At 61.6% G+C, this 11,965-nt stretch carries 10 protein-coding genes and 1 pseudogene; 9 read left to right on the top strand and 2 right to left on the bottom strand.

Annotated features, from left to right (window positions below):
* Both VHL31_RS04545 and VHL31_RS04550 read left to right on the top strand, forming a co-directional pair.
* Window positions 1-588, top strand: a 588-nt coding sequence (locus tag VHL31_RS04545) for a PepSY domain-containing protein (protein ID WP_329660019.1), incomplete at its 5' end; no start/stop codon positions are given.
* Between the two features lie 193 nt (window positions 589-781).
* A pseudogene (locus tag VHL31_RS04550) lies at window positions 782-1,485 on the top strand (IS5 family transposase).
* A 13-nt stretch (window positions 1,486-1,498) separates the two neighbouring features.
* Here VHL31_RS04550 and VHL31_RS04555 read toward each other — a convergent pair.
* Window positions 1,499-2,440 (bottom strand): alpha/beta hydrolase, encoded by a 942-nt coding sequence (locus VHL31_RS04555; RefSeq protein ID WP_329660020.1) that lies wholly within the window; start codon window positions 2,438-2,440, stop codon window positions 1,499-1,501.
* A 217-nt stretch (window positions 2,441-2,657) separates the two neighbouring features.
* The gene (locus VHL31_RS04560; RefSeq protein ID WP_329660021.1) at window positions 2,658-3,707 is read right to left on the bottom strand and encodes an intradiol ring-cleavage dioxygenase; all 1,050 of its coding nucleotides are present in this window, start codon (window positions 3,705-3,707) and stop codon (window positions 2,658-2,660) included.
* Window positions 3,708-4,086: 379 nt separating this feature from the next.
* On the opposite strand from VHL31_RS04560, the gene VHL31_RS04565 reads away from it, so the two are divergent.
* The 7 genes from VHL31_RS04565 (at window position 4,087) to VHL31_RS04595 (ending at window position 11,228) form a co-directional block, all read left to right on the top strand.
* Window positions 4,087-4,302 (top strand): hypothetical protein, encoded by a 216-nt coding sequence (locus tag VHL31_RS04565; RefSeq protein WP_329660022.1) that lies wholly within the window; start codon window positions 4,087-4,089, stop codon window positions 4,300-4,302.
* Window positions 4,303-5,328: 1,026 nt separating this feature from the next.
* The gene (locus VHL31_RS04570) at window positions 5,329-8,193 is read left to right on the top strand and encodes a monovalent cation/H+ antiporter subunit A (RefSeq protein ID WP_329660023.1); all 2,865 of its coding nucleotides are present in this window, start codon (window positions 5,329-5,331) and stop codon (window positions 8,191-8,193) included.
* A 1-nt stretch (window position 8,194) separates the two neighbouring features.
* A complete protein-coding gene (locus VHL31_RS04575; protein WP_329660024.1) occupies window positions 8,195-8,578 on the top strand; it encodes a Na+/H+ antiporter subunit C in 384 nt (127 codons plus the stop codon).
* A complete protein-coding gene (locus VHL31_RS04580; protein ID WP_329660025.1) occupies window positions 8,575-10,098 on the top strand; it encodes a monovalent cation/H+ antiporter subunit D in 1,524 nt (507 codons plus the stop codon). The genes VHL31_RS04575 and VHL31_RS04580 overlap by 4 nt, the downstream gene beginning before the upstream one ends.
* Before the next feature lie 2 nt (window positions 10,099-10,100).
* On the top strand, window positions 10,101-10,592 hold the full coding sequence (locus VHL31_RS04585) for a Na+/H+ antiporter subunit E (protein WP_329660026.1): 492 nt from the start codon (window positions 10,101-10,103) through the stop codon (window positions 10,590-10,592).
* Entirely contained in the window at window positions 10,589-10,858 is a 270-nt protein-coding gene (locus VHL31_RS04590; RefSeq protein WP_349262359.1) for a K+/H+ antiporter subunit F, read from the top strand. The genes VHL31_RS04585 and VHL31_RS04590 overlap by 4 nt, the downstream gene beginning before the upstream one ends.
* A gap of 10 nt (window positions 10,859-10,868) precedes the next feature.
* Window positions 10,869-11,228 (top strand): Na+/H+ antiporter subunit G, encoded by a 360-nt coding sequence (locus tag VHL31_RS04595; protein ID WP_329660028.1) that lies wholly within the window; start codon window positions 10,869-10,871, stop codon window positions 11,226-11,228.
* The last annotated feature ends 737 nt before the right edge of the window (window positions 11,229-11,965 follow it).

Here is an 11,965-nt window from a genome sequence, read left to right on the forward strand (position 1 = left end):
GCCCATGAGCACCATCATGGCGATGCGGAGACGCCAGCCCCCGCTTCACCCGCCACGCTGCCACCGCCGATCGGCCTGAACCGCGCCGTGCAGATCTTCAGCAGCATGGGCCTGGCACCAGGCTATGCCGTCGACCTGCCGAGCATGCCGGACGGCGTCTACACCGGCTCGGCCTACCCGGACGATCTCGACTTCGAGCGGGTGATCCACCTGGACCAGTACACCGGCAAGCCGATCATCGATGTCGGCTTTCACGACTACGGCCTGGGCGGCAAGGCGATCGAGTGGGGCGTCAACGTGCACATGGGTCAGGAATTCGGGCTGGCCAACAAGATCGTCATGGCCGCCGTCTGCGTCGCCATCGTGCTGATGGCCATATCCGCGGCCGTCATGTGGTGGAAGCGCCGTCCATCCGGCAGCATGGGTGTTCCTGCCTGGCCGCAGGACAGGCGCGTCGCCATCGGCGTTACCGCGCTCGTACTGACCCTCGGTGCGCTCTTCCCACTGACCGGGCTCTCGATCCTGGTCATGCTGGCGATCGACCTGATCATCACACAGGCTGCGCGGCGGCCAGCTTCGGTGACATGAGCAGTACTGCCATGGCTGGCCTCTATGGCCAAACCCACGGCAGCTAGGTTCAGCTCTAGGGTCTGAACCCAATCAGGTTCTTGTGTATGCTGCGTGATCGGGCTCCTGTGGCGGTCACGGGTAGACGCGGGAGAGGGCGATGGCGGACCTGTTCTGGCTGACGGACGCGCAGTGGGCGGTGATCAGCCTGTTCATGCCCACGCATCAGCCAGGCGCGCGGCGGGTCGACGACCGTCGGGTGATCTCGGGCATCATCCATGTACTCAAGACCGGCTGCCGCTGGCGCGACTGCCCGGCCGACTACGGTCCGCCCACGACGGTCTACAATCGTTACCACAGGTGGTCCCGTCGGGGCTTTTGGCGGGCGATGCTCGCCGCCCTGGCCGAGGCGGGCTGGATTGCCGAGACGGCGGCGCTCGACAGCACCTACGTCAAGGTTCACCGTTCGGCGCATGGCGGCAAAGGGGGGCACGGACGCAGGCAATCGGCCCGTCGCGTGGTGGGCGGACCACGAAGATCCACCTCCTTGTCGACGTCCTTGGCCGACCCGCCGTCGCCCACCTTACGCCCGGCAACGCCAGCGACGTGAGGACCGCGCCCGACGTGCTCGCCGCGGCGCCAGGCCGCCTGAAGCGGCTCATCGCGGATCGGGGCTACGACGCAAACCGCCTGCGCCGAGATCTGCGCGAGGCCGGCACCATCCCGATCATTCCCGGCGCCCGCGCCCGCAAGCGACCCGTCAGGCATGACAAGCGGCGCTACAAGGACCGCTGGCGCGTCGAAGCAGCCATCTGCCGCCTTAAGGACTTTCGCCGCGTGGCAACCCGCTACGACAAACTCGCTGCCAACTTCGCCTCGGCCGTCGCCCTTGCTGCCGTTATCGCATTCTGGTGCTGATTGGGTTCGGACCCTAGTGCTGCGCCACGAAGGACAATACGGCAGCATTGAATGCGTCGGGCTGTTCCCAGGACGTAGAATGTCCGGCCTCGGCTATCACCACGTAGTCGGCACTGGGAACATGGGGTTTCAGCAGGGTGAAGAGCGCCGGAGGCATATAAAGGTCTGCGTCCCCGGTCAGAAACAACGTAGGAGGGCGCAGGCGCTGCAATGTCTTCCAGTCTATGACGTTCTCCTTGGGGGCCATGGGCGGCTTTCCCTGCGCGGCCATTTTTTCCAGTTCGACCCACCGCTCCGTACCGCGCGGGTTCAAGGCTCGATAGGACGGTCCAAGCTCCTTGATGTCGGACGGCAGAGCCATGAATTCTGGGGTGAGCAGCCGCTTGGTTACCTCGGTGAACTCAGGGTCATCGATCCCTCCCAGGCTAGACGCCATCACGAGACTTCTCACCCGCTCAGGATGGCTCAAGGCAAAATCCAGGGCGGTAAAGCCGCCAACCGCCGTTCCAACTAGATGAAATGGGGACAGCTTCAGTTGCTGAGCCAACAGCAACAAGTCCGCCGCTCCAGATATCGGCTTGTTGGGCTCCTGCACTGTTGAGCGATAGTGGCCCCGCCGTGAGTAGGTGATGACACGATATCCCGCCTTGCTGAAACTAGACTGCTGGTAACGCCACGATGCGGCGCTTCCGGTGGAGGCATGCAGCAGCACGATCGGCACACCGGTGCCGCCACTATCCTGATACCACAACTTTGCCCCATCGACATCGACCCAGCCCTCTGCCGCTGGTGTGAATGCCGGCTCATCCAGCCAACTGGTTTGTGCCGCAGAGAACCGCCTGTAACCCTGATCATGGGCCTCGGCGGGCTCAGACCCAAGCAGCTCCACCGGCAAGCTCGCCATCGCCGTTGCGGAGACAAAAACGCTTCTGCGGCTGAGAGCGGGGCCGTTCATCGTATTCTCCAGCTGCTACTACGGTTGCCCCGAAGGCTTCAATCTGATCGTTCGTGCACCATCCTCTTGAGGGTGCTCCGAACGTCCCCCACCCAAGCGGCGAGATGTCGGGGGTCCTCATCTTATGAACACGCTGCGATCGTCGACGAGCCGCTGAAAGGAGCGGCTCAGCAGGACGATCTTTTTGTCCCCAGGCAGAACTCGTCGGCGGCGCCGGTCAGGTCCCCGCAAGGACCATTGTGGCGCGTAGCGAGCCATCGGGCTTTGCGGACACTTTGAGGATGTCCTGCGTGCCGAAGATACCACTCTGGGCCCGAACCACATCGTTCTCGTTGGTATAGATAGAAACCCCACGAGACTTGTAATATTCGTGCGTCGATTGGATCGTGTTGGACAGTGCCTGCGGGAAGTATAGCTGCGTAGTCATCATCGTCTTGTCGCTCAGGAAAGCGCGGACGTGAATGTGCGCAGCTCTCGGCGTATACCACCCAGGAACGATCGTCTGAAACGTTACCTTTCCGTCCGCGTCGGTAGTTTGAGCTCCACGCAGCCAGCGTTCCGTATCCTTCTCTTGCACATGACCCAGCTCATTCACCGTATCGAGATCGGGAAGCTTGTTCGGATCATTAAAAAGGTAGCCGCTATACTCTCCTTGAGCATTGCAATGCCATATGGAGACAACCGCTCCCTTGACTGGCCGACAGCTGGCATTCGCATTGGCGACGTGCAGTTCAAGTTCCAGCGGAACGCCAGGCTGGTTTTCGCGGATGTCGGAGCGGATGATCCTCTGGTCGATAAAGTAAGGACCTTCCACAGTTGCCGTACTAATGCGGCACTGGGGCAATCCCCCAAGGAAATCACCAACTTCAGCGGCGTCCTTGACGTTGCCTGGCGTAAAGGTTCTTTGAGTCTGACCTAAGGCGGGCGACAGCAAGCTGCTCACGGACGTCAGGGACCCTGCGGCTAAGATAGAAAGCGCGATCCGTCGCTTTATTACGAACTCGTTTGGTGCCTCTTCTTGCTCTTCGACATCAGCGTCATTGTTCAGCTCCATCATAACTGCATCTTTCTCTAATGGGTTGGCGGACCTTGTCGCTTTCAACATCTCTCGAAACGCGTCAGCCGGCACCCGAGGAGAACCCCGAAGCCCTGTGGCGTTCGAGCCAAAGGCGCCACACAGGACAACGCCAGTCACGATCATTGGATCCTGCTGCCCCTGCAGGACGGTAACTTGCGCAACGAAGGCGCCTGCATCGATCAAGAGCAACAGCAGTGTGCCCAGGCCGGCTGGGCGCTTTGATGCTTTAGCCCTCGCTCGAAGCTAGCCGGAGGGCGCCGCGTTGGCTGATTGGGTTTAGACCCTAGGCATCAATAGGGCGTACCTACAGGCGACATAAATATGAGACAGATGAAGCGTCTCGCATGGATTGTTCCCGATCTTCCGGGACAGTGCCTGTAGCAGGTCTACATCCTAGCAGGACACGGCCCCTCCCCTGCCCATCCACGGCCATGCGCGCCAGCATGCCGTATCAAACTCAAGGTCCTGCTCGACCTCCTCCAGCCGGTTGACACGCTGGTGGCCGCCTTGATGGATCAACGGGCGAGGTCCATCATCAAGAGCGATACGCCAACTTGCCGCCGGATGCTTGGCCAACATCGTTGCCGCCCGCCTGCAGCCCGTACTTCAGATTGAGATCCCGGCCCTGCGCCTGAAACACCTGCAGGCCAAGATGCAGGCCGGCAAGCGTATCCGCATGGCCGTCCTGCTCTCGAGCGTGTCCGCCTCTGCTTGGGTACCCCGCAACCAAGCGTCGAACGTCCATGCATCGTCGGACAGGAAGCGCACGCAGAGCGTCGCATGATGGCGTGCCATGAGCGCCTCACCGCAGCAACGCTTGACTACCGACATGACGCTCTTGACCTTCCAGCGCTGGCGGTAGGCGGTGCGGTCTGCGGGTCACCCGACTTGCCCAGCCGCCTGACCATCTCCTGCCGGTACGGTGTGGTGGCGACCGCGGTGGCGGAGCGATGCTTCTTGGCCACAGATCAGGCTGTCAACGCCGAGTTCTTCCCGGCAGAAGCGGTGGTTGGCTTCGCTGTCATAGCCGGCGTCAGTAATCAGCTGGCCATAGGGCATAGCGGCAGCCGCCTTGGATGCGAGTGGAACCAAATCGCTGAAGTCGCCACGGGGTCCTGGCCTGACCACTCGCTGCGCCAAGATTAACTGCGGCTCGACCCGATGTGCTAGTGCCCACTTCAACCATCCGCGCTCACTGCAGTGGCGCTCAAGCACGCCATGCGAAGTATCGGGAGGTGTGGGACGACCACAACCCGGTGGAGGCGACGGCGACCTGGCTTGCACGTTTGCCTGAGCAGTTCGTCCGTCGGACCGTCTCCCGCAGCGCTGCCTCGATCTGTTCGGATGACAGATGGTGGCGGGCGAACCACCACAGGCTGGAATGGTCCGGCACGAGCCAAGAGGCCAAGCAGCCGGCATCTGTCGGGTCCGCTTCATCATGCATCCCGGCAACACCATGTTGCCGCCGGCAGGCGAGGCCAGGCTAACATGGCGCTGCCGGATCAGCCTCGGGGACTTTCTGAAATCATCGGCCTCCCGTCGCCTCGGATCCTTGCGGGATTGGCTCTTGGCAAGATCTCGGCGGCAATTCGCCGGTGTTGCTGACGCGACCGACTGCGACCACCCTTGTCCCCAGAAGGGCGGACATCCTGAACTTCCAGCCGGGGGGCTGTCATTGAAAAACGGAATGAGGGAGAGATATAGGCAAGAGAGGCTGTCTGATGAGGACATCCCTTTCTAAGCAGTATCAGAAATCTCCGTCTCTAGGTTATCTGTACTTTTGTCTCGGCGCCCGCGAGGATTCTACTGCATGACACTATGGTTTATTGTATTTATTCCATTTTTTGGGGCAATGATTATGCCCCTGCTCAGTCATTCCAGCCGCAACGTTTGCGCCGGTGTTGCAGGGATGATCACGCTTACTGCCCTTGGTCTCCTGCTCGCAGCCGCGCCGGCAGTTTTTGCAAATGAGGTGCCGCAAGGCAGGGCCGACTGGTTGCCACAGATTGGCCTGACCTTCTCGTTCTTCATTGACGGGCTTGGCCTTCTCTTTGCATCGATGATTCTCGCCATCGGTGCCCTCGTGATTCTTTATGCACGGTTCTATTTGAGCCGCGACGACTCCTTATCGCGACTCTACGCCTATCTACTCCTCTTCCAGGGAGCGATGGTCGGTGTAGCCCTTAGCGACAACATCATCCTCCTCCTGATTTTCTGGGAGCTGACGAGCCTCACATCCTTCCTGCTCATCGGGTTCTGGCAAAAGAACGCTGATGCGCGACAAGGCGCGCGTATGGCGCTGGTGATCACGGGCGGCGGTGGCCTTGCTCTGGTCGGCGGACTGCTGCTGCTCGGCCAGATAGCTGGATCCTACGAACTGACCGAAATCCTCGAGCGGGGGGACCTCGTCAAGGCGTCACCGCTCTATCTGCCTGCACTCTTCCTCGTTCTGGCAGGTGCATTCACCAAGTCAGCGCAGTTCCCGTTCCATTTCTGGTTGCCCCACGCCATGGTCGCGCCGACTCCGGTCTCGGCCTATCTTCATTCCGCCACCATGGTGAAGGCCGGGGTGTTCCTGCTGGCGCGCCTTTGGCCGGTCCTCGCAGGAACCGATGCCTGGTTCATGATCGTGGCACCGGTGGGCCTCGCTACCATGGTGATCGCGGCCTGGATCGCCATCTTCAAGGATGATCTGAAGGGCCTGCTCGCCTTCTCCACCGTCAGCCATCTCGGCTTCATGACCATGCTGCTGGGCATGGGTACGCCAATGGCTGCGGTGGCAGCGATGTTCCACGTCATCAATCATGCGACCTTCAAGGCCGCCTTGTTCATGAGTGTCGGTATCATCGACCACGAGGCGGGCACCCGGGACATCCGTCGGTTGGGCGGCCTGCTCGGGCTCATGCCGATCACCGCCACGCTGTCGCTCCTGGCCGCCGCCTCCATGGCAGGCGTGCCCCTTTTCAATGGATTCCTGTCCAAGGAGATGATGCTCGAGCAGGCCGCTCATTTCAGCGAAGTGGGCATCCACCTTCTGTTCCCGGTGATGGCGACGCTTGGGGCGCTGTTCTCGGCTGCCTACTCCGCACGCTTTGCCGTCGGCACTTTCCTTGGCCAAAGGCGTCGGGATTATCCCCATTCTCCGCATGATCCCACGGCAGGCATGTGGCTGCCCGTGGTGGTGCTCGTGGTTCCGATCATCGTCATCGGGCTGGTACCCGAAGTGGCGGGCCCGCTTGTCGCGCTCAGCGCCGGCGCCGTGGTCGGCGGCCCGCTGCCGGACTATCATCTGGCTCTCTGGCATGGCGTCACGCCCGCGCTATTCATGAGCATCATTGCCCTGGTCGGAGGCGTGCTGCTGTTCCTCGCATACCCCCGGATGAACGCGCTGCGCCTAGCCATCCCTCGTCCCGACGCCAGGATCATCTTCGAGGCCTTGGTGGACAGATTGGTCCTGACCGCGCGCTATCTGCTGGCCCACCTGCAAGACGGGGTGCTGGGGCGTTACCTGTTCGTGATGACCTTGGCGATCGGTGCATTCGGTGCCTACGGGTTCCTGAGCATGCAGCACGGCCCCGGAGCGCGGCCACTGCAGCCGGCGACGGTGCCGGCTGCAGTGGCATGGGCGGTACTGGCTGCGGCCACCGTTGCAGTGGCTCTGAAACATTCAGACCGGCTGTTCGCCCTGATCCTCACCAGCGTCATCGGCCTCATCGTGGCGCTCGCTTTCGTGCAGTTCTCCGCACCGGACCTTGCATTGACCCAGATCGCGGTGGATGTCGTCACGACGATCCTGCTGCTGCTGGCCCTCAATCTCCTCCCGAAGACGACACCACCGGAAACGCGCAAGCTGGTCTGCTGGCGGGATGCCGGGCTTGCAGCGCTGGTAGGGGTGGGCATCGCTGGCTTGGCTTATGCCGTGATGACGCGCGACGTGGCCAGCATCTCCGGATACTTCATCGAACAGGCGAAGCCAGGAGGCGGAGGCACGAACGTGGTCAACGTCATCCTGGTCGACTTTCGTGGTTTCGATACCTTTGCCGAGATCATCGTGCTGGGCATTGCAGCGGTCAGTATCTTCGCTTTGCTGGATCTGGCGTTCAAGGGAGCTGCCGCCCGGCGCCTGCGGGCCTTTCGGCTCGAGGAGGAATCGAAGGACGCTCATCCCCTCCTTCTGGTCGTGGCAACCCGGGTCCTCCTGCCACTGTCCCTGACAGCAGGCGTGTTCTTCTTCTTGCGTGGCCACAACCAGCCCGGCGGCGGCTTCGTTGCCGGCCTCGTCGTCGCTATCGCGCTCATCATGCAATACATCGCAAGCGGTTATGTCTGGGCGAGCAAACGTGCCCGGGTCGATGCGCAAGCCTTGATCGGAGCTGGTGTCGGCATTGCCGGTCTGACCGGCGCGGCCGCCTGGGCCTTGGGCTATCCCTTCCTCACCAGTACGTTCGGTTACTTCACCCTGCCGCTCGTGGGTGAATTCGAGCTCGCTTCAGCGATGATGTTCGATCTGGGCGTCTTCCTCACGGTCGTAGGCGTCATGGTTCTCTCGCTGGCGCAACTTTCGCGGGTGTCGCAGCGGGTAGATCCGTCGGCGGACGTCGGGACGCCCATGGACATCGTGCTCACGCCACCTCCCAAAACGGCGGACAGCACTGTCTCGCAAGGGGAAGATTGAGATGGAACTTCTGGTCGCAAGTGCCATCGGCTTCATGACCGCCGCCAGCGTCTACCTGGTGCTGCGCGGCCATACCTTCGCGGTCATCATCGGCCTGACGCTCCTGTCATACGCCGTGAACGTCTTCTTGTTTGCCATGGGAAGGCTCACCATCGACCAGTCGCCGATCATCGTGCCCCATGCAGTCGGCTATACCGATCCCCTGCCCCAGGCACTGGTCCTGACCGCCATCGTCATCTCCTTCGGCATGACGGCGCTGATTGTCGTCCTGGCGCTGCGCGGCTTCCTGGAGACTGGTTCCGATCGCACCGATCTCGATGCCACTCAAGTGCAGGACAGCAGCAGCATCGAGGAGGGCCAAGCGCGCCCTCATGCCCAGTCATGAACCACTGGATCATCGTTCCGGCCATCCTGCCGGCCCTGGTAGCTGCATTCCTGATCCTCACCTTGCGGCATCATCTCGTTCGGCAGCGGATCGTTTCAGTCACCGCCACCTTGCTACTGTTGGCGGTAGCCGCCGGCCTGTTCGCCATGGCGATTCAGGGCGAGCCCGTGGCGTATCGCTTGGGTGACTGGCCGGCACCCTATGGGATCGTGCTGGTACTCGACCGACTATCCGCGACGATGCTGTTGCTGACCGCCGTCCTTGCACTGGTGGTCGTCATCTTCGTCATCGATCGCTGGGATACTCGTGGCCGGTACTTCCATATCCTTTTCCAGTTCCAGCTGCTCGGCATCAACGGCGCCTTCCTTACCGGCGATCTGTTCAATCTCTTCGTCTTCTTCGAGGTGATGCTGATCGCCTCCTATGGCCTCATGCTCCATGGAGGCGGCGCTGCGAGGCTGAAGGCCGGCTTTCAGTACGTGGCCATCAACCTGGTCGCTTCAGCGCTCTTTCTCATCGCAGTGGGCCTGATCTACGCCGTCACCGGCACGCTGAACCTCGCAGACCTGGCGCTGAAGGTGCCTGAGGTCGCACCATCCGGCCAGGCGATCCTGAAGACCGGCGCGCTGCTGCTCTTCTTGGTTTTCGCCATCAAGGCCGCTCTGGTGCCGCTGCATTGGTGGCTGCCGGCCACCTATTCGACGACCTCCGCGCCCGCGGCCGCCTTGTTCATGATCATGACGAAGGTCGGCGCCTATGCCATTCTTCGTGTCTTTGGATTGGTCTTCGGTGCGGATGCAGGGCCCCTGGCGATGGCGGCAGCGCCCATTCTCCTGCCAGCCGCGCTCGTCACGCTCCTGGCCGGCAGCATCGGGCTGGTCGGCAGCCGCACCTTGAGCGAACTGGCTGCCTACGCCGTGATCGCGTCCATGGGCACGCTGCTGATCGCTGTGGGACTGTTCGACCAAGCTGGCGTGACGGCAGCGCTCTACTATCTCGTCCACAGCACGCTGGCAGGAGCAGCCTTGTTCCTCCTTGCTGGCCTGATCGCCGAGCGGCGCGGGCAATCCAGCGACCAACTGGTGCCGGCCCCGGCAATTACAGGGGAAACCCTATTGAGCAGCATGTTCTTTGCCGCCGCGGTCGCGATGGTAGGACTACCGCCCCTGGCGGGCTTTCTCGGCAAGGTCATGATCCTGCAGGCTGTCGCCGCTTCTTCCTGGTGGCCGGCCGTCTGGGCGGTCATCCTCGGTACGAGCCTGCTCATGACACTGGGCTTCGCGCGGGCCGGGTCCACCTTGTTCTGGGCAAGCGAACCAGCGAGGATTGGCCAAAAACCCGTGTCGCCGGCTCGCTTGCCGACTGCGGCGGTGGCACTGCTTTTGTTCCTTGCCGCTGCCTGGACTGTGGGTGCCGGGCCACTGGCGCGGATCCTGTCAGCGACTGCAACACAGGCGCTCGATCGCATCGTCTACATCACAGCGGTGCTCGGGCCGGACGCTGCCATGGCCGGACGATGACCATGCTGGATCGGTTCCTTCCGCACCCCCTCCTCACGTTCCTGATCCTGATCGTCTGGGTATTCCTGCTCAATGACGTGTCGGCCGGAGCCGTCATTCTTGGGCTGATCCTGGGCCTGATCATCCCGATCGTCACCAGCGCCTACTGGCCCGGCCGTGCCAGCCTGAAGGCGCCCTTGCTGATCAGCGAGTACCTGCTGATCGTAGGTTGGGATATCCTCGTCTCCAACTTTCAGGTGGCTTACCTGATCCTGTTTCGGAAAGCCGCCGGCCTTCGTTCGCGCTACGTCACGGTTCCGATCGATCTGACCTCGCCCGAGGCCATCGCCGTGTTGGCTGGCACCATCACCCTTACTCCTGGGACGGTGACAGCCGACCTGAGCGCGGACGGCAAGGCATTGCTGGTTCATTGCCTGGAAACCGATGACCCGGACGGCACGGTCGCCAACATCAAGAACCGCTATGAGCGCCGGCTGAAAAGGATGTTCGAATGATCATGACCGCATCCATCATCGCTGCGAACGCCATCTGCATCGCGTTCCTCCTGGCTCTCTACCGCGTGGTTGCCGGTCCCGATGCCACCGACCGCGTGCTGGCGCTCGACACGCTGGTGATCAACGCCATCGGGCTCATCGTGCTGCTAGGCATCATCTATGGCACGACCATGTACTTTGAGGCGGCACTGCTGTTCGCGATGGTGGGCTTTGTCACCACGGTGGCGTTCTGCAAATTCCTGCTGCGTGGCAATGTGATCGAGTGAGGAGCAGGAAATGGATATGCTGATGGAGGTAATCGTCGCCGTCCTCATCCTCACCGGCGCCTTCTTTCTTCTGGTGGGATCGCTTGGCCTCGTGAAGCTGCCCGACATGATGCGCCGGCTGCATGGGCCCACCAAGGCCACGACCCTGGGCATCGGGTCATTGCTGATCGGATCAGTCATTTACTTCGGGGCATTGGTCGGAGAATTCTCGTTCCATGAGCTGCTCATCACCCTCTTCCTGTTCCTTACTGCTCCCGTGAGCGCGCAGATGCTGGCCAAAGCTCACATTCTGAGGTCCAAGACAGACAGCAGCACATTACCGCCGACGGGCCGCGCCCACGGCTGGGCAACACTGGATGACCAGAAGTAACTGCAATCTGGTGATGAACATAATACTCGAGTATTGTAAGTATCTGTAGCACACAGGCATGTGAACTTGTAAATATATATCAAGGCAATGAAGCTTTTTCCGAGCCGCTTGAAGCAACTTGGATTCTCATCGATTTGAGGATGTGGTTCAAGCCATATCGGTAGGCTCGTGCCGATCGGCCGCAGGACGCTTTGGGGTAAAAGGTGGTCCCCTAATTTCGGACAAATGGGGAAGCTCGGTTCGCCCTGAGAAGAACGGACCGATGACGGGAAAGCGGACGCGGTCGTCAGCGGAGTTCAAGGCGCTGGAGGTGCTGCGGGGTGAGCTGACGACGGCACAGGTGGCGGCCAGGCACGGCATTCATCAGATGATGGCGGGCGAGTGGAAGCGGCGGGTCGTGGAGGGCCATGGCCGGAGTATTTTCGGACAAGTCGGCTGGCCAGGAGAGCGCCAAGACGAACGAGGCGGAGGTCGAAAAGCTGCACGCCAAGATCGGCTAGCTGCTGGTGGAGCGGGCTTTTTTAGCCGAGGTGTCCGGTTGATGAGCCTGGAGCGGCGACAGGAGATGGCGAAGATGGGACCGGCGCCGATCTACCAGCGGCCGAACCAGGTCCCTCGGCGGTCTCCTGTCTGCCGTCCTTTCAGGAAGCGGATCATCCGGCTGCTGCCGGATGATGGTGCGCTGACCTTACCTACATCCCGATGCGCAGGGGCTTTCTCCTTCTGGTCGCCATCAT

The sequence above is a fragment of the Geminicoccus sp. genome, assembly GCF_036263595.1.
In the GTDB taxonomy this organism is placed as follows: Bacteria; Pseudomonadota; Alphaproteobacteria; order Geminicoccales; family Geminicoccaceae; genus Geminicoccus.